19 protein-coding genes are annotated in these 22,287 nt (G+C 72.1%); 9 read left to right on the top strand and 10 right to left on the bottom strand.

All coding sequences use genetic code 11. The features are described 5' to 3' along the window. Positions 1 to 10: 10 nt before the first annotated feature. The 5 genes from JOL79_RS19625 to JOL79_RS19605 are packed head-to-tail and all read right to left on the bottom strand — an operon-like array spanning position 11 to position 5,805. Positions 11 to 1,402 (bottom strand): DUF58 domain-containing protein, encoded by a 1,392-nt coding sequence (locus JOL79_RS19625; RefSeq protein ID WP_210157297.1) that lies wholly within the window; start codon positions 1,400 to 1,402, stop codon positions 11 to 13. Next, on the bottom strand, positions 1,393 to 2,436 hold the full coding sequence (locus JOL79_RS19620) for an AAA family ATPase (RefSeq protein WP_210157296.1): 1,044 nt from the start codon (positions 2,434 to 2,436) through the stop codon (positions 1,393 to 1,395). Before JOL79_RS19620 ends, JOL79_RS19625 begins: the two co-directional genes overlap by 10 nt. Beyond that, positions 2,433 to 3,641 (bottom strand): DUF4350 domain-containing protein, encoded by a 1,209-nt coding sequence (locus JOL79_RS19615; protein ID WP_210157295.1) that lies wholly within the window; start codon positions 3,639 to 3,641, stop codon positions 2,433 to 2,435. The genes JOL79_RS19620 and JOL79_RS19615 overlap by 4 nt, the downstream gene beginning before the upstream one ends. After that, positions 3,638 to 4,432: a DUF4129 domain-containing protein gene (locus JOL79_RS19610; RefSeq protein ID WP_307848624.1), complete on the bottom strand. Its 795-nt coding sequence runs from the start codon at positions 4,430 to 4,432 to the stop codon at positions 3,638 to 3,640. The genes JOL79_RS19615 and JOL79_RS19610 overlap by 4 nt, the downstream gene beginning before the upstream one ends. Further along, on the bottom strand, positions 4,429 to 5,805 hold the full coding sequence (locus JOL79_RS19605) for a DUF7847 domain-containing protein (protein ID WP_210157293.1): 1,377 nt from the start codon (positions 5,803 to 5,805) through the stop codon (positions 4,429 to 4,431). Before JOL79_RS19605 ends, JOL79_RS19610 begins: the two co-directional genes overlap by 4 nt. 389 nt (positions 5,806 to 6,194) lie before the next feature. On the opposite strand from JOL79_RS19605, the gene mtrA reads away from it, so the two are divergent. The 6 genes from mtrA (at position 6,195) to JOL79_RS19575 (ending at position 13,219) form a co-directional block, all read left to right on the top strand. Continuing rightward, complete coding sequence (gene mtrA, locus JOL79_RS19600; RefSeq protein ID WP_210157292.1) at positions 6,195 to 6,872, top strand: MtrAB system response regulator MtrA; 678 nt, start codon at positions 6,195 to 6,197, stop codon at positions 6,870 to 6,872. A 12-nt stretch (positions 6,873 to 6,884) separates the two neighbouring features. Continuing rightward, the gene (gene mtrB, locus JOL79_RS19595; protein ID WP_210157291.1) at positions 6,885 to 8,639 is read left to right on the top strand and encodes an MtrAB system histidine kinase MtrB; all 1,755 of its coding nucleotides are present in this window, start codon (positions 6,885 to 6,887) and stop codon (positions 8,637 to 8,639) included. Continuing rightward, positions 8,629 to 10,434, top strand: coding sequence for an LpqB family beta-propeller domain-containing protein (locus tag JOL79_RS19590; protein ID WP_210157290.1), 1,806 nt, complete (start codon positions 8,629 to 8,631; stop codon positions 10,432 to 10,434). Before mtrB ends, JOL79_RS19590 begins: the two co-directional genes overlap by 11 nt. Positions 10,435 to 10,496: 62 nt before the next feature. Next, the gene (locus tag JOL79_RS19585; protein WP_210157289.1) at positions 10,497 to 11,210 is read left to right on the top strand and encodes a ComF family protein; all 714 of its coding nucleotides are present in this window, start codon (positions 10,497 to 10,499) and stop codon (positions 11,208 to 11,210) included. A gap of 521 nt (positions 11,211 to 11,731) precedes the next feature. Continuing rightward, the gene (gene hpf / locus JOL79_RS19580) at positions 11,732 to 12,424 is read left to right on the top strand and encodes a ribosome hibernation-promoting factor, HPF/YfiA family (RefSeq protein WP_210157288.1); all 693 of its coding nucleotides are present in this window, start codon (positions 11,732 to 11,734) and stop codon (positions 12,422 to 12,424) included. Positions 12,425 to 12,514: 90 nt separating this feature from the next. Continuing rightward, complete coding sequence (locus JOL79_RS19575) at positions 12,515 to 13,219, top strand: response regulator (RefSeq protein ID WP_210157287.1); 705 nt, start codon at positions 12,515 to 12,517, stop codon at positions 13,217 to 13,219. Between the two features lie 21 nt (positions 13,220 to 13,240). On the opposite strand, the gene JOL79_RS19570 is transcribed toward JOL79_RS19575, so the two are convergent. Together JOL79_RS19570 and JOL79_RS19565 are read right to left on the bottom strand one after the other, a co-directional pair. Further along, positions 13,241 to 14,464, bottom strand: a complete 1,224-nt coding sequence (locus JOL79_RS19570; RefSeq protein WP_307848623.1) for a winged helix-turn-helix domain-containing protein — start codon at positions 14,462 to 14,464, stop codon at positions 13,241 to 13,243. A 93-nt stretch (positions 14,465 to 14,557) separates the two neighbouring features. Next, positions 14,558 to 14,818 carry an HGxxPAAW family protein gene (locus JOL79_RS19565; RefSeq protein WP_210157286.1) on the bottom strand — a complete coding sequence of 87 codons (261 nt, stop codon included), beginning with the start codon at positions 14,816 to 14,818 and terminating at the stop codon, positions 14,558 to 14,560. Positions 14,819 to 15,038: 220 nt separating this feature from the next. Here JOL79_RS19565 and secA point away from each other — a divergent pair, with 220 nt between their 5' ends. Continuing rightward, on the top strand, positions 15,039 to 17,840 hold the full coding sequence (gene secA, locus JOL79_RS19560) for a preprotein translocase subunit SecA (RefSeq protein WP_210157285.1): 2,802 nt from the start codon (positions 15,039 to 15,041) through the stop codon (positions 17,838 to 17,840). Positions 17,841 to 17,914: 74 nt separating this feature from the next. Here the strand turns inward: secA and JOL79_RS19555 are convergent, their stop codons facing one another. The 3 genes from JOL79_RS19555 to JOL79_RS19545 all read right to left on the bottom strand — a co-directional run bounded on the left by JOL79_RS19555 (position 17,915) and on the right by JOL79_RS19545 (position 20,855). Continuing rightward, positions 17,915 to 18,442, bottom strand: a complete 528-nt coding sequence (locus tag JOL79_RS19555; RefSeq protein WP_210157284.1) for an Rv3235 family protein — start codon at positions 18,440 to 18,442, stop codon at positions 17,915 to 17,917. A 263-nt stretch (positions 18,443 to 18,705) separates the two neighbouring features. Continuing rightward, positions 18,706 to 20,040 (bottom strand): PTS transporter subunit EIIC, encoded by a 1,335-nt coding sequence (locus JOL79_RS19550; protein WP_210157283.1) that lies wholly within the window; start codon positions 20,038 to 20,040, stop codon positions 18,706 to 18,708. 47 nt (positions 20,041 to 20,087) lie between these two features. After that, positions 20,088 to 20,855 carry a GntR family transcriptional regulator gene (locus tag JOL79_RS19545; protein ID WP_210157282.1) on the bottom strand — a complete coding sequence of 256 codons (768 nt, stop codon included), beginning with the start codon at positions 20,853 to 20,855 and terminating at the stop codon, positions 20,088 to 20,090. A 127-nt stretch (positions 20,856 to 20,982) separates the two neighbouring features. Between JOL79_RS19545 and JOL79_RS19540 the strand changes: the two genes are divergently transcribed. After that, a complete protein-coding gene (locus tag JOL79_RS19540) occupies positions 20,983 to 22,017 on the top strand; it encodes an SIS domain-containing protein (protein WP_210157281.1) in 1,035 nt (344 codons plus the stop codon). A gap of 12 nt (positions 22,018 to 22,029) precedes the next feature. Continuing rightward, complete coding sequence (locus tag JOL79_RS19535) at positions 22,030 to 22,266, top strand: PTS sugar transporter subunit IIB (protein WP_210157280.1); 237 nt, start codon at positions 22,030 to 22,032, stop codon at positions 22,264 to 22,266. The last annotated feature ends 21 nt before the right edge of the window (positions 22,267 to 22,287 follow it).

Raw genomic sequence — 22,287 nt, 5'->3', positions numbered from 1 at the left:
CGCGCCGAACTCAGAGGCGGCCGGCGGCCTTGAGGGCCAGATAGGCGTCGGCGAGCGCCGGCGCGATGTCATCGGGCAGGGCGTCGACGACCTCCACGCCGTGCCGCCGCAGCAACGAGGTGATCCGGCGGCGTTCGCCCCGGAGCCGTTCGGCGGCGGCCGCGTCGTACACCTGGCCGGCCGTGTCCCGGCCGGACGCCATGGCGGCCACCCGCGGGTCGGCGACCGACGCGACCAGCACGAGGTGGCGGGCCGACAGCCGCGGCAGGACGGGCAGCAGGCCCTCCTCCACCGCGCTGGGAGACAGGTCCGTGAGCAACACCACGAGGCACCGCCGCCTGGCTCTGGCCAGTACGGCGGCGACCATGCCGGGCGCGTCGGCCTCCACAAGTTCAGGCTCGATGGGAGCCAGCACGTTGACGAGGGACGACAGCAGCTCGGTGCGCGCCGCCCCGGAGAGCCAGGCCCGCACGGCGCGGTCGTAGGCGAGGACGTCGACCCTGTCTCCGGCCCGTGAGGCGAGGGCGGCCAGCAGCAGGGCCGCGTCCATGGACCAGTCCAGCCGCGGCCATCCCGCCGCGCCGTCCCGGCCGCCGCCGCCGTCCACGCCGCCGGTTCCGTTGGCACCACGGGGACCGGCGGACGCGCCGGACAGCGGGAACGGGGCGGTCCCCACCCGTCCGGCGGAGGTGCGGCCCGTGTCGAGCACGATCAGCACCCGCCGGTCGCGCTCCGGCCGCCAGGTGCGCACCACCACGTCGCCGCGCCGGCCGCTGGCCCGCCAGTCGATCGAGCGCACGTCGTCACCCACGACGTACTCGCGCAACGAGTCGAACTCGGTGCCCTGGCCGCGCACCAGCGCCGGGTGCCGCCCGTCCAGCTCCCGCAGGCGGGCGAGCCGGGACGGCAGGTGCTTGCGGCTGAGGAACGGAGGCAGCACCCGCACCGACCACGGCACGTGATGGGTGCCCTGCCGGGCGGCGACGCCGAGGGGCCCGAGCGCGCGGACGGTCACGGCGACGGCCTCCCGATCGCCCCTCCGAGTGGGCGTCAGGGTCGTCACGAGCCGCCGTCTCTCGCCGGACGGGACGTCCAGGGACAGCCGCCGAGGCCCGGCGCCTGCGGACGGCGGCCAGGCGTCGCGCAGCACGCCCCTGACGCGTCGAGAGCCGGGATTCTCCACGACCAGCCCGATCGCGACCGACTCGCCGAGACGGACCAGCCGGTCGCCGTCGCGGTACAGGCGCAGGCCGCGCACGCTGCCCGCCAGCGTCAGGTCGGCGAGCACGAGCGCGGTGAGGGCGAGGGCCACGCCCGCCATGGCCAGGCCCGGCCGGGGGGCGAGCAGCACCACGACGGCGCCCAGCGCGGCGAGCAGGCCGGCGCGTCCGGTCAGCGCCATTGGGGCACGGGAACGGACGCGAGGATGCCGTCCAGGATGCCGTCGGGGGTCGCGCCCTCCAGCTCCGCCTCCGGCCGAAGCCGCACGCGGTGCCGCAGCGCGGGCCTGGCCAGCGCCTTGACGTCGTCGGGCGTGACGTACGCGCGGCCGGACAGCCAGCCCCAGGCGCGGGCGGCGGCCAGCAGGGCGGTGGCGCCCCGGGGCGACACGCCGAGTTGCAGGGACGGCGACTGCCGGGTGGCCCGGGCCAGGTCGACCACATATCCGAGCACCTCGGGGCCCACGTGCACGCCGCGGACCGCCCGGTGGCCGGCCTCCAGGTCGGCGGCCGTGGCCACGGCCCTGATGCCGGACAGGTCGCGCGGGTCGAAGCCGCGGGCGTGCCGTTCGAGGACGGCGATCTCCTGCTCGCGCGGCGGCAGCGGCACGGTGAGCTTCAGCAGGAACCGGTCGAGCTGGGCCTCGGGGAGCTGGTAGGTCCCCTCGTACTCGATGGGATTCTGCGTCGCGGCGACGAGGAACGGGTCGGGCAGCGGGCGGGCCGTCCCGTCGACGCTGACCTGGCGCTCCTCCATGGCCTCAAGCAGGGCGGCCTGCGTCTTCGGCGGAGTGCGGTTGATCTCGTCGGCGAGCAGGAGGTTGGTGAAGACCGGTCCCTCGCGGAACTCGAACTCGGCGGTGCGGGAGTCGAAGACCAGGGAGCCCGTGACGTCTCCCGGCATCAGGTCGGGGGTGAACTGGATCCGCTTGTGATCCAGGTCGAGCGCGGCCGCGAGAGTGCGCGCGAGCAGGGTCTTGGCCACCCCGGGCACGCCTTCGAGCAGCACGTGTCCCCGGCACAGCAGCGCGATGACGAGGCCGGTGACGACCGCGTCCTGTCCCACGACTGCCTTGGCGACCTCGGCGCGCAGTGCGCCGAGCGCCTCCCTGGCGGCCTCCGCACCGGCCCCAGTGGCAGCCCCAGTGGCGGCGGCCTGTGGGGAGGGCTGCGCGGCCGCGGGCGGCGCCGGTGCCTCGGATCCGGGTGTGGTCACGAGTGTCCAACCTGCCTTTCCAGTGTGTCGAGGTGACCGGCCAGGGCCACCAGCGCGGCGTCGTCCGGCGGCACCGGGCCGCACAGGGTCTCCCGCACGTGGGCCGGGTCCGCGCCGATGCGCGCGGCGGCAGCGGCGGCGACCTCCTCGGGCGGCGCGCCGCGTGCGAGCCCGAGGCGCGTCCTGAGCCGCTCGGCGGTCGCGGCGCGCAGGGCGAGCGCCGCGCGGTCGCGCGCCTGCCGGGCGCGGTACAGCCGGCCGCGTCCCTCCACGGTCTCCGCCGCCCTGACCACCACGGGGAGCCGCTCGACCACGACCGGGCCCAGCCTGCGGCCCCGCCACAGCGCGACCACGGCGACCGCGACGACGAGTTGCGCCACGGCCCAGGGGACGGCGTCCGGGATGAGGTCGCTCAGGGTGCGGTCGCCGTCCGGTGCGTCGGGCGCGTCCGGCGCGCCGGGTCCGCCCGGCTCCGCCACCTCGTCCGGCTCGTCCGGCGCCACGATCCAGGCCACCCGGGGCCGGGCCCCCGCCAGGCCGAGGGCCAGCGCGGCGTTGCCGTCCTCGGCCAGGCGCAGGTTCGTCAGGTACGCCCCGTCGCCCACCACGGTGACCGTACGGCCGCCCGAGGTGGAGCGGACCAGGGTCGGCGCGCCGCCGGGCGCGGGATAGCAGCCGGTGGCGCCGGCCGGGGCGGTGAACGACGTCCCGCCCATGTAGGCGCTGCCCGCGCGGACGGCCTCCGGCAGGGCGCACTCGGGCGGGCGTGAGCGGCTCCAGACTCCCCGTTCCTTCGGCGTGACCCCGGGGGCCAGCAGGTCGAGGAAGGGCACCGGCCCGACGAGCAGGCGGTCGGACGGGGCGGCGGCGAGATCGGCCGCCTCGGCCCGGTTCAGCGCGCTGGCCTCGGTGACCAGGATGAGGGTGCCCGGCCCGGCCACGGCCAGAGCCTCCTGCGCGTCGTCCACCCGGGAGACGGTGACACCGTGCCGGGTGAGCAGCGCGGCCAGGGCCCTGGAGCCGTCGAGCGACGGGTCGGCCGGGTCGGCGTACCGTCCCGGCTGGGGGTGCGACACCAGTGCGGGGACCAGCGCCGCGGCCACGACGATCACCCCGACGAGGAGCACCGCCCGCGCGCGGCGCCACAGGGCGACCGGGGTCGGCGACACCGGCACCGAGTGCCCGGCGACGGCGGGCGCCGTCATGCGCCCACGTCCGCGGCGCGCGCGGCCCCACCAGCGGCCCCACCAGCGGCTCCGTCGGCGCTCCCGCCGGCAGGCCCGTCGATGATCACGGTGGCGCGCGCGGTGCGGAGCCGCTCGTCCAGGGCCGTCATGGAGAGGTACGCCTCCCGGGTGCCGGGTGCGCCGCCGTACACGACGTCGTCGAACGTCCGGGCCGCGGCACTCAGGTCCGCCGCGTGGGCCGGCAGGACGTGGCCCGCGACGGCGGCGAGCTCCGTCGCGGTGCGGCCGGGGAGCGGGGTGACGATCGCACGTTCCTCCAGGTCGCGGGCTATCGCGCGCAGCCGCTCCCGGACGGCGTCGCCCCAGCTTCCCGCGGCGGCCAGCCGTTCGGCGGCCGCCCGGTGCTCCGCCGCGGTGTGCTCTCCGTCGCCGAACACCGCGTCGCCGCCGTCGCCGCGATCGCGCGACATGCGGCGCAGGACCCACAGGAGCAGGACCGTCAGCACGACCACGACCAGTGTGATCACGAGTACGGAGATCACACCGCTCAGCCTGCCGCCGCGGCCTTCGAGCAGGTCGCCGAGGAACTGGGCGAGCTCCCGCCTGATCCGGTCGGTGAAGGGTTCCTGCTGGTAGCCCGCCCTGATCAGCTCACCGGCCGCCTCGCCCCTGGCCGTTTCGCGGCCGACGTCCACCGGAGAGCCCGGCCCGGCGAGCCACGCGACCAGCGGAGCCCCCGGCCGTACGGCGGACAGTGCCGCGAACAGTGCCGCGAACAGGGCCGGAAGCAGGGCCGCGGCCGGAGTCACGGCTGGGGATTGCGGGGATCGAGGCCCGCGGCGTTCGACGGGTGCCACAGGTCGTCCACGCCGGCGTGGACCCATCCCTGCGACTGGTTGTGGGTCGCGGCGGTTCGCAACACGAGGTCGAACGCCTCGGCCCGCATCCGCCGGTCGGCGTAGAGGAGGCCGTTCACCCCGGCCTGGACGGGTTGGGTGATCATGGCGGCGAGGACGTTGCCGATGATGAGCAGGAGGATCGACACGAAGACGGAGGCCGCCGTCCCGCGGCCGAGGACGCCCAGGACGCTCCCGGCCAGCGAGAACGGGATCGAGAGCACGCCGCTGAGCAACCTGGTCAGCACGAGGGTGACCAGCAGGATGCCCAGCACCCGCCAGGAGTCGCCGCGCACCAGGTTCCACGAGCGGCGGACGGCGCCCGCCGGGCCCAGGCGCTCCAGGACGACGGCGGGGGCGGCCAGCGCCAGCCGGGCCTGGAAGAACAGCAGATAGGGGAGGTAGAGCACGAAGATCAGCACCATGAGCCCGACCAGGCCCCCCAGGCTGGTCTCGTCGAACGATCCGGCCAGCGCGAGCCCCGCGACGCCCGCCGCGACGATCAGCAGCGGCGCCGTCAGGATGAGCAGCTGCAGCAGCACGAGGCCGAGCAGTGCGGGCACCCGTGACCGCACGAGCGCCCACGCCTCGCCGACCGTGATGCGCCCGCCGAAGACGGCGCGGCCGAGCACCCGGGTGAGGACGCCGGTGAGCACCGTGGTCGCGACGAACGACATGACCAGCGTGATGAGAGAGCCGAGGTATGACGCGGTCAGCGCCGACGGCGTCTGCGCGCCCGCGGTCAGGTCGTCCATCGTGGAACCGATGTCGGCGAACTGGAGCGCCTGCTGGATCGCGAGCGGAATCGTCGTGACCACCGCGATGATCGCCGAGAGGCCCAGGGTCGCCCGCGGGTTCGAGCGGATCAGCTTGATGGTGCCGTCGAGGATGTCGCCGAACGTGAGCGGGCGCAGCGGGATGATGCCCGGTCGCGGCGAGTCCGGCCGTCCGTAGCCGGGCGCCTGCGGATACGGCGCGTACGGCCCATACGGGTTGTGCGGGGCTCCCGGCGCGGGCGGGCCGGGAAATCCGGGGGCCTGCGGGTAGGGCACCCCGGGCTGACCGCCCCGCGCGGGGTCGTACGCCTGCCCAGGCCCGTGTCCCTGCCCGTGTCCCTGCCCGTATCCCTGTCCGTGTCCCTGCCCGGGTCCCGGCGGGGGCGGCGGCGGGCCGTCGGGCGCGGCGCCGGGGGAGGCCCACGAGCCGGGGGACCCGCCGTACGGCGGAGGCTGCTCGGCGGCCCACCCGGGGGAGGAGTCGGGGGTAGGTCTGGGGCCGTCTGTCATGTCCCAATCCTGACATGGTGTACGGCCCGGCGGGGCGGTGCGCGGGAGCCCGTCCCGCGTCCGCCGCCACGGTCGGCCGGCTCCGTCCCGCATGAACCGGCGCCCGTCCGGGACGAACCGGCGCCCGAAACCGGACGGCGGCGAACCGGCTCTGGCTGAGGGATGGCAGAAACACAGGGTGCGAGAGCAGACTGTGAGGGTGACCGCACCAACGGATTCCCGCCGGTGTGACCGCATCTGGTCACATAATCGCGCCCTCCCCTGCGTGCGCCTAAACTCCATCCTCTGTCATGGTCGTGTAACACCCAAGCGACGTCCGCCGGTAGCCTTCGGGGAAAACCTGTGACAATCGCCCAAACCTCCCAAGCGCGTAGAACGAATGAGGGGCCATGAAAGGACGCGTGCTGGTCGTCGACGACGACGCCGCTCTCGCCGAGATGCTCGGCATCGTCTTGCGCGGAGAGGGCTTCGAGCCGTCGTTCGTGTCCGACGGCGACAAGGCGCTCGACGCCTTCCGCGACACCCGGCCCGACCTGGTCCTCCTCGACCTCATGCTGCCGGGGGCCGACGGCATCGACGTCTGCCGGCGCATCCGGGCGGAGTCCGGCGTCCCCATCGTGATGCTGACCGCGAAGAGCGACACGATCGACGTGGTGCTCGGCCTGGAGTCCGGCGCCGACGACTACATCGTCAAGCCGTTCAAGCCGAAGGAACTGGTCGCCCGGGTCCGCGCCCGGCTGCGCCGCACCGACGAGCCGACGCCGGAGATCCTCCAGATCGGCGACATCACGATCGACGTCGCCGGTCACTCCGTCAAGCGGAGCGACGAGACGATCAACCTGACGCCGCTGGAGTTCGACCTGCTGGTCGCGCTCGCCCGCAAGCCGCGCCAGGTCTTCACCCGCGAGGTGCTCCTGGAGCAGGTCTGGGGCTACCGGCACGCCGCCGACACCCGCCTGGTCAACGTGCACGTCCAGCGGCTCCGGGCGAAGATCGAGAAGGACCCCGAGCACCCGGAGATCGTGGTCACGGTCCGCGGTGTCGGCTACAAGGCCGGGCCCGCGTAAGCGTCCCCCACGATGCCGGCTCCCCCGGGCAGACGCCGCCGCAGGACCCCTGGCCAGATCGCGCGAGGGGTCCGCAGGCGCGCGCGCCGGCTGGGGGGCAGGCTGCGCCGCGTCTGGCGGCGCTCGCTCCAGCTTCGGGTGGTGACCAGCACGCTCGTGCTGTCCATGGCCGTCGTGATCGTCCTCGGCGTCTTCCTGATGCAGTCGATCATCGCATCGGTGCTGCAGGCGAGCGACCTCGCGGCGCACGAGGAGAGCCGCGCCAACATCGCCACCGCGAGCGGCATCCTCACCCCGCCGCCGTCCGAGGTCGCCGACACGTCACCTGACGCAGGCTCCGCCATCTCGTCGGGAGACCTGGTCGGCGAGGCGGCCCAGGCGCTCGCGGACCGGTCCGGCGGCCGCTACGACGTGGTCATCTTCAACGACGCCGCCGTGGGCGAGGGACGGGCCTCCGGGACCATCGACTACCGGTCCATCCCCGCCGCCATGCGGGTGAAGGTCCGCGCCTCGGGTGAATACCCCACGCTGACCCGCCAGTACGCCACGCTGCGCTATCTGGGCAGCCGGCAGGCCGAGAACGGCATCATCATCGGCGCCCGCGTCAACGGCACGTACGAGATCTACCACCTCTTCCCGCTGGGCGAGGAGGAGACGACGCTCTTCTGGGTGCAGCGGATGCTGATCGCCGCCGGGGCCGTGCTCGTGCTCCTGCTCGCCGGTGTCGCGTCCCTGGTCACCCGCCAGGTCGTCACCCCCGTACGGCTGGCGCGGCAGGCGGCCGAGCGCCTGGCGGCAGGGCGGCTGGAGGAGCGGCTCAAGGCGCGGGGCGAGGACGACCTCGCCCGCCTCGCGACGTCGTTCAACGAGATGGCCTCCAACCTGGCTGTGAAGATCCATCAGCTGGAGGAGCTGTCGCAGGTCCAGCGGCAGTTCGTGTCCGACGTCTCCCACGAGCTGCGCACCCCGCTGACGACCGTGCGGATGGCCGCCGACCTGCTGTACGAGAGCCGCGACGACTTCGATCCGATGGCCGCCCGGTCGGCCGAGCTCATGCAGAACCAGCTCGAACGCTTCGAGTCGATGCTCGCCGACCTGCTGGAGATCAGCCGTTACGACGCGGGGGCGGCCACGCTCGACCTGGAGTCGGTTGACATGCGCGCCGTGGTGCTGCGCGCCGTGGGCGACTCGGAGGCCCTGGCCGAGCGGCAGGCCACCCGGTTCGAGCTGCGCCTGCCGAGCGAGCCGTGCATGGCCGAGATCGACAGCCGGCGGGTGGAGCGCATCCTGCGCAACCTGCTCTTCAACGCCATCGAGCACGGCGAGGGCCGGGACGTCGTGGTGACCCTGGCCGCCGACCGCGACGCCGTGGCCGTCGCCGTGCGCGACCACGGCGTGGGCCTCAAACCGGGCACGGAGTCGCTGGTCTTCGACCGCTTCTGGCGGGCCGACCCCTCGCGCGCCCGCACCATCGGCGGCACCGGGCTGGGCCTGGCGATCTCCCGGGAGGACGCCATCCTGCACGGCGGCTGGCTGCAGGCGTGGGGCTCCCCGGGCGAGGGCAGCCAGTTCCGGCTGTCGCTGCCACGGCTGGCGGGCGCCCCGCTCAAGGGGTCGCCGCTGCCGCTGGTGCCGCCGGAGGTCGAGATGCGGCGGACGTGGCGGGGTCATGTCACCCCGGTCCTCACCCCGGCGGTGAGCGCCGTCGCCGAGGGCGTCGTACGGATCAGGGAAGGCGTGGAGGAGGCGGGTGCCGATGCGGGCTGAACCGCCGGTCCGCGGTGTGACCCGGGTTCAGGCCGGCCGGCGCCGGGCGGTGGCGGGAGCGGCGATGCTCCTGCTGTGCGGCGGATGCGCGACGGTGCCCACCAGCAGCATCCCGCGGGCGTCCAGGGAGATCGACGGCCGCGACACGCTGAGCCAGCCGTACATCCGCATGATCGCGACGCCGCCGCGGGCCGGAGCCCTGCCCGAGGACGTGCTGAAGGGCTTCCAGAGCGCGATGGCGAGCTTCGACGACCCGGCTCTCGACATCGCCAGGCGATACCTCACGCCGGCCGCCGCCGCCAAGTGGAACCCGTGGCGCGAGACGAGGGTCTACGAGGGCAAGATCGAGTGGGACCGCCCGCCCGACTTCACGAAGGCCACCCGCGCCGTCGCGTCCATCAAGGGCACCGTGGTGGCCACGATCGACCCACAGGGCAGCTACCGCAGCACCAGGGGCTCCCTGGAGCAGTCGTTCAGCATGGTCAAGGTGCAGGGCGAGTGGCGGATCGACTCGGCGCCCGACGTGCGGCTGCTGTCGGCCGACGACCTCAGCCGCGCCTACCGCAAGGTGGACCTGTGCTTCCCGCCGTCCACCGGTTATCCCGGCCTCGTCGTCGACCGGGTGTGGGTGCCGATCGAGCCGAGCCGGGGCGTGGCCGAGACCGTCATCCGCCGGCTGCTCGCCGGGCCGACGTCGGACATCGCGGGCGCGGTCACCTCGGCCTTCCCGCGCGGCACCGATCTGAACCGGATCACCGTCGAGGGCGACACGGTCGTGGTCGACCTGACCGCCGCCGCCGAGACCGTGCCGAGCGAGAGCCTCGACGCGATGAAGGCCCAGCTCGTGTGGACGCTTGGCGACCTGGTGACCGGCCGCACCGTGGAGATCCGGGTGAACGGCGAGGGCTTCCAGGACTCCACACTGCGGTTCAAGCCGAGCGACTACGCCAGGTTCGACCCGAACGTCCTCGGCGGATCCCCGCCCAGCTACTACCTGCAGAGCGGGCGGCTCTACCAGGCGAAGGCCGACAAGGGCGGCGGCGCCCCGGTGCAGGGGCCGGCCGGCGGACAGGCGACGAAGTACGACCATCCGGCCGTGTCGGGCGACGAGGGGCGGCCCCAGGTGGCCGCCCGGGTGACCGGGGCCGACGCGGGCGTCTACGTCACCGACATGGCGAAGGACGGCCAGTGGCGGGAGTGGATCCCCGGCAAGGACCTGACCCCGCCGTCCTGGGACCGCTACAACTCGGTGTGGAGCGCCGAGCGGGCCGGGCTGCAGCAGACGCGGGTGTGGGCGGCCGCGGGCGGGCAGCCGCAGAAGGTGGCGATCCCGGAGGAGCTCGCGACCTCGCACGTGCTGGCGCTGCGGGTGTCGAGAGACGGCGCCCGGGTGGCCGTGGTCGCCGACGACGGCCTGGGCCCCGGCATCAAGATCGGGACCGTGGTCCGCGTGGGCGGGCAGATAAGCGTCCAGGGCCTGTACACCCTGGTCGACCCGCGTGAGGACCAGAAGATCCGCGACATCGCCTGGCGTGACGCCGCCGACCTGCTCGTGCTGTCCGAGGGCAAGAACGGCCAGGAGCTGACCACCTGGTCGGTGATGGAGGACACGACGCTGTCCGACCCCGCCATCAAGTTCGACGCGACCGCCAAGATCGAGTCGATCGCCGCGGCGCCCGGCCAGGTGCTGGCCGGCGACAAGGACGGCACGGTGCTCAAGTACGACATCGACAAGAAGGACTCCCAGGTGGTCGCCAAGGAGGGCGCGAGCAGCCCGGTCTATCCCCTGGGCTGACGTCGTCCACAGGCGCGCCGCCTGACCGGCGGATCGCCGGCGGGCACCGCCATGGTGAAGGGATGCTGCCTGCCCTTCTCGACCTGATCCTGCCGCCCCGCTGCGCCGGTTGCGGCGAGCCGGGCTCCCCGGCCTGCCGCGCGTGCGCCGGCGCGCTGCTCCGCGACCCCGCCCCGCGCCCCCCGTCGCCCCCGCCACCGGGCCTGCCCGAGTGCTGGTCGGCGGCGACGTACGAAGGGGCGGCCCGGCGCATGATCCTGGCCTACAAGGAGCGCGGCCGGACGGCGCTGGCCGGCGTGCTGGCGGCGGCCCTGGCCGAGACGGCGCTGGCGGCCCTCGGCGGGCGGGCCGGGCCGGTGGCGCTCGTGCCCGTTCCGAGCGCCCAGGCCGCGACACGGAGGCGGGGGCACGACCCCGTCCGCGCCGTCGCCGCCGCGGCGGTGAGGCGGCTGCGGGAGCGGGGCAGGACGGCGACGCTCGCCCCCGTGCTGCGCCCGGAGAGGCGGGTGGCCGACCAGGCCGGCCTGGGCTCCGCCGAGCGCGCGGCGAACCTCTCCGGCGCGTACGGGACGGTTCCTCGCCTTCCCGGCCTCGCGGGCGGGCCGCTGGTCGTGCTCGTGGACGACGTCGTGACGACCGGCGCCACCCTGGCGGAGGCGGCCAGGGCGCTGCGCTCGGCCGGTGCCGGCGTCGCCCTGGCGGCGACCGTCGCCGCCACAGCGCGACGCGCCGCGACACGCCAGGGCGTTCAAATGGGCGACCATTACTCACCGTAAATATCCCGCCAAGGTGGCCAGAGATGGGCGTGGGCTGCCTCCACCGTCGCGACGCCAAAACTCCCCAGTGGGAGCGGGCTTCGCGGGCCGCTTTCCGGGATATCCCGTGCTGACCCGGATTTTCCATGGGCGCGGACCGCTGCCCAGTTCACGCAAAGTGATCGTTTTACCGGCCTCCTGGCTGACATTCGGTCTGGCAACGACTAGCGTGCTGACATGGCACCCGTTCGGGTCCGTGGTTGCGCCGGGCCGGCTCCGCTGAGGAGTCCGGGCCGGCTAGCCGATGCCAGCCGCAGGCAAAACGGTCCACGTAAGGCGACTCTTGGTCGACCGATCACGGTGCGGCTTAGAGGTAAGTCCTGCCCTCCCGGGGGTCCAGATGTCCCCCGCCAGAGGAGAAGGGCAGTAGTGGCGAGTGAGCCGCGAACCCCTCAGCAGGCGGATGTGGGGACGAAGACCAGGTCGGCCGGACGGGTGCTCATAGCGTCCTGCAGCAGTCGATGTCTGAAGGGGGGCTTTGCGTGGAAATCATCGTCCGCGGACGGCACACGGGAGTCAGTGACCGGTTCCGCGACCATGTCTCTACCAAGCTGGCCAAGATCCAACGACTGAACAACAAGCTCATCCGGGTGGATGTGGAGGTGTCCACGGATTCCAATCACCGGGCGAGCGACCAGCGCGAACGGGTCGAACTGACCATCCACTCGCGCGGGCCCGCCATCCGGGCGGAGGCCTGCTCGGATGACCGGTTCTCCGCGCTGGACATCGCCGTCGGCAAGCTCGAGGAGCGTCTGCGGCGCCTGAACGACCGCAAGAAGATCCATCACGGCAAGAACTGCCCGCCCTCGCTCGCCGCCTTCGCCGCGGCCGAGGACGCCGGGACGGTGGTGCCGCCGCAGACGCGGCCGGCCGCCGACGCCGTGACCGAAACGGAGACCGCGACCGAGGCCGCCGCGAAGCCGGCAGGCCGGTCGCAGGACGCGGACGACGTGGTCGAGCCGATCGTCCCCATCGAGATGGACGGGGACGGGCCGCTCGTCGTCCGGGAGAAGTTCCACAAGGCCGATCCCATGACCATCGACCAGGCGCTCCTGGAGATGGAGCTCGTGGGCCACGACTTCTACCTTTTCCGCGACAAGGAAGGGGGCCAGCCGAGCGTCGTCTACCGGCGGCGCGGCTACGACTACGGCGTACTCCGGCTGGTGGAGGGCTGAGCGGCGCGCCGCGGCGATGAAGATCCACATTCACCCGGAAGCCGTGTAATGATGGCGATCCAGCGTCCTTGGCCCCCGCAAGGAGGTTCCGTGACCCGACCAGACGAGGCGGCCCGAGTAGCCAATCGCGGCGAGCCGATCCGCGTCCTGATCGTCGACGATCACGCGCTGATCCGGCGCAGCCTAGAGCTGGCGCTCGCCGCGGAGGCGGACATCGAGGTGGTAGGCGAGGCGAGCGACGGCCGCGAGGCGGTGGAGCTCGCCGACCGGCTCATGCCGGACGTGGTGCTGATGGACGTCCGGATGCCGAGGCAGGACGGCATCGGCGCCACCCGCAAGATCAAGGAGTCGGTGCCGAGCACCCGGATCATCATGCTGACGGTCAGCGACGAAGAGGAGGACCTGTTCGAGGCGATCAAGGCCGGCGCGACCGGCTACCTGCTCAAGGACGTCCAGATCGACGAGGTGCCCGACGCGGTGCGCGGGGTCCATGAGGGCCAGTCGCTGATCAACCCGGCCATGGCGGCCAAGCTGATCAGCGAGTTCGCGAACATGAGCCGCAAGGAGGCCGAGCGCCCGCCGCAACTGCCGGTGCCCCGGCTGACCGATCGCGAGATGGAGGTCCTCCGGCTGGTCGCCAAGGGCATGAACAACCGTGAGATCGCGAAGGACCTGTACATCTCCGAGAACACCGTGAAGAACCACGTGCGCAACATCCTGGAGAAGCTCCAGCTCCACTCCCGGATGGAGGCCGTGGTCTACGCCGTACGCGAGCGCCTGCTCGAGATCACCTGAGCCGGATCACCTGAGCGGGGGTCACTCCGCCAGGGCCGCCCGCAGCGCCCCCTCCAACTCGGGCGTGGCGACCCGCTCGACCCGGATGTCCGTGCAGCCGACCCAGCTCGCGGCCTCCCGGAGCGCGTCGCGCATCCCCTCCACCGCCTTCGTCCGGCTGCCGCCAGGTTCGAACCCCACCTGCCGGGCGATCAGGGTGTCGCCCTCGCGGGCCGGGTCGACCCGGCCGATGATCCGCCCGCCCGCCAGCACCGGCATCGCGAAATAGCCGTGCACGCGCTTCTCCTTCGGCACGTACGCCTCAAGCCGGTGGTTCAGCCCGAAGATCCGTTCGGCCCGGGCGCGCTCCCAGACGAGCGAGTCGAACGGCGACAGCGGGGTGGTGCGGTGGCGGCCCCGGGGCTCGCTCTCCAGCGCGGCGGGATCGGCCCAGGCGTTCGGCCCGGCGGACGGCCGCGCCGCGCGTCCGCCGCGGACCTCCGGCCAGCCGGAGACCCGTACGGGAACCAGACCGGCGGCCCCGCTGAGCAGCGCGTCGTCGAGCATCGCCGCGTGCTTGCCCTTGACCCGGATGAAATCCACCAGGTCGGCCCTGGTGGCGACGCCGAGGGACCGGCCCGCGATCGCGGTCAGCCCGGCCACCCCCTCCTCGTCGGACGGCTCCTCCGCGAGGAGGGCGGCGGGGACGGCCCGCTCGGCCAGGTCGTAGACGCGGCGCCAGCCGACCCTGCGGGTGCAGACGACCTCGCCGACGTCGAGCAGGAACTCGATCGCGATCTTCGAGTCGGACCAGTCCCACCAGGGGCCGCCCTTCTTGGCGCCGCCGATGTCGGCGGTCGTCAGCGGCCCCTCAAGGCGCACCTGGTCGAGGAGCTTGTCGACGATGGGCGGCACCTCGTGCCAGCGGTATCTGCGGTCGCGGTAGGCCCGGCGGCGGAAGCCGTAGAGGGGCCACTGCTCGATGGGCAGGACGCAGGCGGCGTGGCACCAGTACTCGAAGGCGCGCGCCGGGTCGTCCCAGTAGGCCCGCTCGACCGCGGCCCTGCCGACGGCACCGAGCCGCGCGTAGGCGACGAGCTCGTGGGAACGGGCGAGCACCGAGATCGTGTCGAGCTGGACGGCTCCGACGCGGCGCAGGAAGCCGGGCACACCGCCGTCGCGCGCGGTGGAGCCGAGGAGACCCTGGGCCCGCAGGACGATCCGGCGGGCCTCGTCGGCCGTCAGGTCAATGCTCAGATCGGTCACAGCCGCGATGCTAGATGCCGTGACCGACGAAAACCGTACGGAGGTTCTCCCGAGGGGGCCGGCGCCGGTCGGCGACACGGCCCGCACGGTTCATCAGTGCCGCCGCTCCAGCGCGGAGTGGTGCTCCTCCACCGCCATCTCCCTGGGCGCGTCGACGATGACGTCCGAGAAGATGTCGAAGGCGAGCGCGAGCAGCCCGCCGACCACGCAGATCCCGACGCCGACCCAGACGAGCGTCCAGTTGGGGCCGAGGGTGAGCGCCACACCGCCGATGGTGAAGCCGATGAGGATGGTGGTGACGGCCAGCCAGGATTTGGCGCTTCCCGCGTGGCTGCCTTGGTGTGCCTGTGCCATACCCCGTTTTCTACCTGATGGCTGGGCTGCCTCGAACATCGGGGGAACCTCAGGCCCGGTTTAACCGCTTATGGGGAAGTATTCGGAGCACGCCGCTCCGGCGGCGTCAGGTGGCTGTGTCTGGTGATGGAACCGCCTACGATGGCTACCGGGGAAGTATGTCTCGTCCTCACACCCCGGCCGACCCGCCGAGGTAGACCTGCGAGGAGCTTTACACAAAGTGCCAGCCATTCTCGACAAGATCCTTCGCGCCGGCGAAGGCAAGACTCTGCGGAAGCTCAAGCGCATCGCCGAGCAGGTCAACAGCATCGAAGACGACTTCAAGAGCCTGTCCGACGCCGACCTGCGCGCGCTGACCGCAGAGTACCGGCAGCGTCACGCCGACGGCGAGTCGCTCGACGACCTGATGCCGGAGGCCTTCGCGACCGTACGCGAGGCCGCCCGCCGGGTGCTCGGGCAGCGTCACTTCGACGTTCAGCTCATGGGCGGGGCCAACCTGCACATGGGCAACATCTCGGAGATGCGCACCGGTGAGGGCAAGACCCTTACGTGTACGTTGCCGGCCTATCTGAACGCCATCTCCGGCAAGGGCGTTCACGTCGTCACGGTCAACGACTACCTGGCCAAGCGCGACGCCGAGACGATGGGCCGCGTGCACCGCTTCCTGGGCCTGGAAGTCGGTGTGATCCTGGCGAACATGCCGCCGGAGGAGCGTCGCAAGCAGTACAACGCCGACATCACGTACGGCACGAACAACGAGTTCGGCTTCGACTACCTGCGCGACAACATGGCCTGGTCCATGGAGGAGTGCGTGCAGCGCGGCCACAACTTCGCCATCGTCGACGAGGTCGACTCGATCCTCATCGACGAGGCCAGGACGCCTCTGATCATCTCCGGCCCGGGCGAGCAGTCCGGCAAGTGGTACCAGGAGTTCGCCAAGATCGTCCCGCGGCTCCGCAAGGGCACCGAGGGCAAGGACGGCGAGGAGAGCACCGGCGACTACGTCGTCGACGAGAAGAAGCGCACGGTCGGCGTCCTTGAGGCCGGGGTCGAGAAGGTCGAGGACTGGCTCGGCATCGACAACCTCTACAAGCCCGAGCACACCCACCTGGTGCAGTTCCTGAACAACGCCCTCAAGGCCAAGGAACTGTTCAAGAAGGACAAGGACTACATCGTCGTCGACGGTGAGGTCCTGATCGTCGACGAGTTCACCGGGCGTGTCCTGCACGGCCGCCGCTACAACGAGGGCATGCACCAGGCCATCGAGGCCAAGGAAGGCGTGAAGATCAAGGACGAGAACCAGACTCTCGCCACGATCACGCTGCAGAACTACTTCCGCCTCTACGAGAAGCTCGCCGGCATGACCGGTACGGCGGCCACCGAGGCCAACGAGTTCCACCAGACCTACAAGCTCGGCGTCGTGCCCATCCCCACCAACCGCCCGATGGTCCGCCAGGACCAGGCCGACGTGGTCTACAAGACCGAGGACGCCAAGTTCCAGGCCTGCGTCGACGACATCAAGGAGCGGTACGAGAAGGGCCAGCCGGTCCTGGTCGGCACCACCAGCGTGGAGAAGTCCGAGAAGCTGTCGCGGATGCTCAAGCGCCAGGGCGTGCCCCACGAGGTGCTGAACGCGAAGAACCACGCGCGTGAGGCGGCGATCGTGGCCGAGGCGGGCCGCCGGGGCGCCGTCACCGTGGCGACCAACATGGCCGGCCGCGGCACCGACATCATGCTCGGCGGGAACCCCGAGTTCCGCGCCGACCTGGAGCTCCAGCAGCGTGGCCTGTCGCCCTCCGAGACTCCGGAGGAGTACGAGAAGGCGTGGCCCGAGGCGCTGGAGAAGGCCAAGGAGGCCGTGAAGGCCGAGCACGTGGAGGTCGTCGAATCGGGCGGGCTCTACGTCCTCGGCACCGAGCGGCACGAGTCCCGCCGCATCGACAACCAGCTCCGCGGTCGTTCCGGCCGCCAGGGCGACCCGGGTGAGTCGCGGTTCTACCTCTCCCTTGAGGACGACCTGATGCGGCTGTTCAACGCCGCGCGGGTCGAGATGATCATGACCCGCCTCAACATCCCGGACGACGTGCCGATCGAGTCGGGCATGGTGTCCAAGGCGATCGCGTCGGCCCAGCACCAGGTCGAGCAGCAGAACTTCGAGATCCGCAAGAACGTCCTCAAGTACGACGAGGTGATGAACCGGCAGCGCACGGTCATCTACGCGGAGCGGCGGCGGGTCCTGGAGGGCGCCGACCTGCACGAGCAGGTGGAGGCCTTCGTCACGGAGGTCGTCGACGACTACGTGAAGGCGGCCACGGCCGAGGGCTTCGCCGAGGAGTGGGACCTCGACAAGCTGTGGCAGGCGTTCGGCCAGCTCTACCCGATCTCGCTGACGGTCGAGCAGCTCGTCCAGGAGGTCGGCGGCGACCGGGAGGACCTGACCGCCGAGATCCTCACGGCGAAGGTCAGGGAGGACGCCCTGGCGGCGTACGCCCGCCGGGAGGAGGAGCTCGGCTCCGAGGCGACCCGCGAGCTGGAGCGCCGGGTCATCCTGTCGGTCCTCGACCGCAAGTGGCGCGAGCACCTCTACGAGATGGACTACCTCCAGGAGGGCATCGGCATGCGTGCCTATGCCCAGAAGGACCCGCTGATCGAGTATCAGCGCGAGGGCTACGACATGTTCGCCGCGATGCTCGACGGCATCAAGGAGGAGTCGGTCGGCTACCTGTTCAACCTCGAGGTCGAGGTGCAGGCCAACCCGATCGTCGAGGAGAACGCCGAGGTCGACTCGGCCGTCGCGGAGACCGGCTCGATCATCGCGCGGGCGCTGCGGCAGCCGTCCCGGCCGACCGAGATGGTCTACACGGCGCCCGGCGAGAGCGGCGACGTCGAGGTGAGCCGGGTGCGGTCGACGCCGGAGCAGCGCGCCGCGTACGGCGACGTCGAGCGCAACGCGCCCTGCCCCTGCGGCTCGGGCAAGAAGTTCAAGCGCTGCCACGGCGACCCCAGGAACGCCGAGGCGTAGCCGTCCCGATCGGCCGAGGCCCCCGTCGGACCCGTTCCGGCGGGGGCCTCGCCGTACCCGCCGCCCCGGCGCGCTCACGCGGTCTCGAAGTCGGTGACCAGCCACCGCACGCCGTACCGCTCCAGACGTACGGCGAGCACCCGGCTCCGCGGCCCGCAGTGGACCAGCAGGCACATCTCGACCGCTCCGGGGCGGGGGCGCTGCACGTGTGGCACGCCGACCAGCGGCGGCCGCTCCGCGTCGATCATCTTCCCGGCGCGCACCAGGTCGCGGTAGGCGCGCACGGTGAGCCGGTCGTGGACGGTCTCCGGCGGGCGCCGGCCGGCGAGGATCTCGGCCAGGGCCTGACCGAGCCACCGCAGCCGCCGCTCGTCCGGGACGGCGCCCGGAGCGCCGCGCGGCGCCGCCCCCGGCACCGCGTAGGGCACCGCGTCGGGAACCGCGTACGGCTCGGTCCGCCCGGCGGCGGGGCGGGAGCCGGGGGCCAGCGCGAGCGAGCCGTCCGTGCGGGGCAGGTCACCCGGCGGGCCCGCGGGCGATTCGTGCGGTGGTTCCGCCGGAGGGACGGACGCGAGCCTGGGCAGGGAGAACGGCGTGGGCATCGGGCCTCCGTTGGGGTGATCGGACCTGATGCCCAATAGAGGTTCCGGTCAGCGGAACAGATACCCGGGCCGCCAACTTTGCCGATTGACCGGCCCTTTTGCCGGGATTTCCGGGGTGAGATTCCCCGAGGTTGGAGTGGCCGTTGTCATCCGCGGCTCGCGTTTCGCACCCGATGAGAACGACATTGACGGCGACCGAAAAAGGGATGCCCGGTGGTCCGGGGCACCCCTTTTCGGTCGCCGTTTTTCGGTTTATCGCGGGATCAGGCGCGAGCTCGGGCCGTATCGGCGGTCTCGCCGGAATCGACGTCCGGCTCCGGTTCGCGGCCGGGGGTCATGATGTTCAGCTTCTTGATGAGGAAGCTGAAGACCACGTAATAGAGGACGAAGTAGACCACGCCGATCAGCATGATCAGCCAGAAGTTGTGCGTGTTGTCCTTGGACGCGTTCAGCCCCGCGTCGATGGCGCCGGCGGAGAAGCCGAAGCCGAGCCGTCCGTCGAGAGCGGCGACCAGCGCCATCGAGACGCCGGTGAGCAGCGCGTGCACGGCGAAGAGCACCGGGGCCACGAAGATGAAGGCGAACTCGATGGGCTCGGTGATGCCGGTGAAGAACGAGATCAGCGCAGAGGAGATCATGATGCCGCCGACGGCCGCGCGGCGGTGCGCCGGGGCGGCCCGCCACATCGCGATGGCGGCGGCCGGCAGGCCGAACATCATGACCGGGAAGAAGCCCGCCATGAACGCGCCCGCGCCGTCCTGGCCGGCGAAGTAGCAGTTCAGGTCGCCCGCGGCGTGCACGGCGCCGACGGTGCAGTCCGGCACGGTGAACCACACGATCGAGTTGACGAAGTGGTGCAGGCCCAGCGGGATCAGCGCCCGGTTGACGACGCCGTAGATGCCGGCGCCGAGCGCGGCGTTGCTCGCGAGCCAGTCGCCGAAGCTGCTCAGGCCCTCGCCGATGGGCTGCCAGACGAGACCGAAGATCACACCGAGCACGAGACCGGCCAGCGAGGTGAGGATCGGCACGAAGCGGCGGCCGCCGAAGAAGGCGAGGTACGCGGGGAGTTTCGTGCGGTAGAACCGCTGCCACAGGATGGCCGCGACGAGGCCCATGAGGATGCCGCCGAGCACTCCGGTCGGGTTGGCCGACGCCAGGTTGAGCGCCTCCGACGGCTTGCCGTCGGCTCCGACGATGGACTGGACCACCTTCTTGTGCACGGCAGAGTCGGCCGAGGCGTCGAAGAACATCAGGTGGGTGACCCGGTCCCAGACCAGGTAGCCGACCACGGCGGCGAGGGCGGTGGAGCCGTCCGCGCGCCGTGCGAACCCGACCGCCACGCCCACCGCGAAGAGGATCGGCAGCGCGTCGAACAGCGCGCCGCCCGCCCCGCCGATCACCTGGGCGATCTTGTCGAGCGCCGCGTTGTCGGTGCGGCCGAGCAGGTCGTCCTGCCCGAGACGCAGCAGGAGGGCCGCGGCGGGCAGCGCCGCGATCGGGAGCATGAGCGAACGGCCGATGCGGGACAGCACGGCCATCACCGCTGACTGCTTCGCGGGTGCGGCGGGAAGGCCCGCGTCGGCGGACGTGGAAGACATCGGTGTTCCTCCAGGAGTGGGGGAGGGGGGAGTACGGCAGAAGGTCGCTACCCGCGGCGGGTCGGGTTCTCCAGAAGAGTCCGCAGCTGGTAGCGGTCGGCGCGGTAGGTGGACACCCCGAATTCAGCACACACCCCGCCGGCGAAGGCCCGTCGCTGGAGCAGCAGCACGGCCCCGCCCCGGGGTAGTTTGAGCAGGTCGGCGTCGCTCGGATCGGCCACGCCGCCGTCGATGGTGAGCTCCCCGCCGTCGAGCACGAGCCCGTAGCGGGACTCGAGCAGGGTGTACAGGGAGCGGCCGGTCAGGTCGAAGGCATCGAGGTCGGGCGCGAGCACGACCGGGATGTGGGCGCGCTCGATGCTCAGCGGTTCCCCGTCCGCCGTACGCAGTCGCTCGATGAAGTGCACGGCGTCTCCCGGCTGGATGCCGAGCTGGCGTGCGAGATGGGCGCTGGCCCGGACGGTCCGCCGGTCCAGGTCGCGGGAGCCCGGCTCCATGCCGCGCGCCCGCATGTCTTCGGTGAAGGAGGTGAGCTGGAGTGCCAGCTCGATCTTCGGCCGGGCCACGAACGTGCCCTTGCCGGGGACCCGGTGCAGCCGGCCCTCCGACACCAGGTGGTCGACGGCCTGCCGCACGGTCATGCGCGACAGATCGAAGCGCTGGCTGAGCTCCCGTTCCGAGGGGATGGCCGCACCGATGGGCAACTCGTCGCCCTCGATCAGGTCGAGCAGGATCTCCCGGAGCTGGAAGTATTTCGGCACCGGGCTGTCCGGGTCGATCTGGGCCAACGTCCCTCCCCTCTCGCTTCCGATCATTCAAATAAGTTATGGTTCGTACTGGTCTAGTCCGGACTAGACCACAGCCGGGAAATGTGTGTCAATGAACGGGCCGGCGTCGGATCGATAACGGACAAATCTCGCCAAAGCAAGGAAGATCATCGCAATGACCACCAGGATGCGCGGTGAGATCGCCGAGCAGCCCGCCGCCCTGCGGGCCACCCTCGATGCCCTGCTGCCGAGGACCGCGGAGGTCGCCGCAGTGGCCGGCGACACTCGCCAGTTGCTGTTCATCGCCCGCGGCACGTCCGACAACGCCGCCGTCTATGGCCGCTACCTGATCGAGGCGCGGGCCGGTCGGATGGCGTCGATGGCCGCCCCCTCGATCGCGACGACGTACCGCCGCAGGCTCGACCTGCGGGGCGTCCTCGCTGTCGGGCTGTCCCAGTCCGGCCGTACGGAGGAGATCGTCGAGACCCTCCAGTGGGCCCGCGACTGCGGCGCGAGGACCGTCGCCGTCACCAACGGCGGGGAGGGGTCGCCGCTCGCCCAGGCCGCCGACCTCGCCCTGTGCACCCTCGCCGGGGAGGAGAAGGCCGTCCCGGCGACCAAGACCTACACCACCCAGCTCGCCGCCCTCGCGGTGCTCGCCCTGGGCCTCGGGGCCGACGTCGACGCCGACGACCTGCGGCGGGTGCCCGACGCGGTCGAGCGGCTCATCGCCGACCCGGGCGACCTGGACGCCGTCGTCGAGGGCCTCGCCGACAAGCCGGGCGTCGTCGTCTCCGGGCGCGGCATGGCGTTCTCGACCGCGCTCGAGCTCGCGCTGAAGCTCAAGGAGGCGTGCTACCTGCACGCCATGGGCCTGTCGTACGCCGACCTCCTGCACGGCCCCATCGCGGTGGTCGACGCCGACACCCCGGCCATCCTGGTGGCGGCCGGCGAGGGGCCGACGCTCGCGGGCACGGTGGCGCTGGCCCGCCGGGTGACCGAGGCGGGCGCGTCCGCGTTCGGCGTCGGCGGCGGCGCCGAGCTGGCCGGCGCGTCGACCGCCGCCCTGAACGGCCCCGACCTGCCCGAATGGGTGGCCCCGATGGGACTCATCGTCCCCGGGCAGTTGCTCACCGAGGCGCTCGCGCGCAGGCTCGGTATCGACCCGGATGCCCCCCGTGGTCTGAACAAGGTCACTCAGACCGACTGAAATGGAGGACCCATGGCTGCAGACGCCGAGGCGATCATCGCCGGGCTCGGTGGTGCGGACAACATCATCGAGATCGAGCCGTGCATCACGCGGCTGCGGACCGAGGTGCACGACCCGTCCAAGGTCGACCAGGCCGCGCTGAAGGCCGCGGGCGCGCACGGCGTCATGGCCGCGGGCAAGGTCGTGCAGGTCGTGGTGGGCCCCGAGGCCGACACCATCGCCAGCGACATCGAGGACATCATCGGCTGACCGGCCTCTCCTCCGGGCAGG

It is taken from the genome of Microbispora oryzae, assembly GCF_017896165.1.
In the GTDB taxonomy this organism is placed as follows: Bacteria; Actinomycetota; Actinomycetes; order Streptosporangiales; family Streptosporangiaceae; genus Microbispora; species Microbispora oryzae.
The sequence above is the reverse complement of the archived record's forward strand: the minus strand, read 5'-3'. Positions and strand labels throughout refer to the sequence as shown.

Bases quoted from the DNA above. Each gene is read 5' to 3' on its own strand.
- mtrA (WP_210157292.1), top strand. From the start codon at position 6,195: ATGAAAGGACGCGTGCTGGTCGTCGACGACGACGCCGCTCTCGCCGAG.
- JOL79_RS19590 (WP_210157290.1), top strand. From the start codon at position 8,629: ATGCGGGCTGAACCGCCGGTCCGCGGTGTGACCCGGGTTCAGGCCGGC.
- JOL79_RS19540 (WP_210157281.1), top strand. From the start codon at position 20,983: ATGACCACCAGGATGCGCGGTGAGATCGCCGAGCAGCCCGCCGCCCTG.
- mtrB (WP_210157291.1), top strand. From the start codon at position 6,885: ATGCCGGCTCCCCCGGGCAGACGCCGCCGCAGGACCCCTGGCCAGATC.
- JOL79_RS19550 (WP_210157283.1), bottom strand. From the start codon at position 20,040: ATGTCTTCCACGTCCGCCGACGCGGGCCTTCCCGCCGCACCCGCGAAG.
- JOL79_RS19615 (WP_210157295.1), bottom strand. From the start codon at position 3,641: ATGACGGCGCCCGCCGTCGCCGGGCACTCGGTGCCGGTGTCGCCGACC.
- JOL79_RS19535 (WP_210157280.1), top strand. From the start codon at position 22,030: ATGGCTGCAGACGCCGAGGCGATCATCGCCGGGCTCGGTGGTGCGGAC.
- JOL79_RS19625 (WP_210157297.1), bottom strand. From the start codon at position 1,402: ATGGCGCTGACCGGACGCGCCGGCCTGCTCGCCGCGCTGGGCGCCGTC.
- JOL79_RS19565 (WP_210157286.1), bottom strand. From the start codon at position 14,818: ATGGCACAGGCACACCAAGGCAGCCACGCGGGAAGCGCCAAATCCTGG.
- JOL79_RS19605 (WP_210157293.1), bottom strand. From the start codon at position 5,805: ATGACAGACGGCCCCAGACCTACCCCCGACTCCTCCCCCGGGTGGGCC.
- JOL79_RS19585 (WP_210157289.1), top strand. From the start codon at position 10,497: ATGCTGCCTGCCCTTCTCGACCTGATCCTGCCGCCCCGCTGCGCCGGT.
- JOL79_RS19555 (WP_210157284.1), bottom strand. From the start codon at position 18,442: ATGCCCACGCCGTTCTCCCTGCCCAGGCTCGCGTCCGTCCCTCCGGCG.
- JOL79_RS19545 (WP_210157282.1), bottom strand. From the start codon at position 20,855: ATGATCGGAAGCGAGAGGGGAGGGACGTTGGCCCAGATCGACCCGGAC.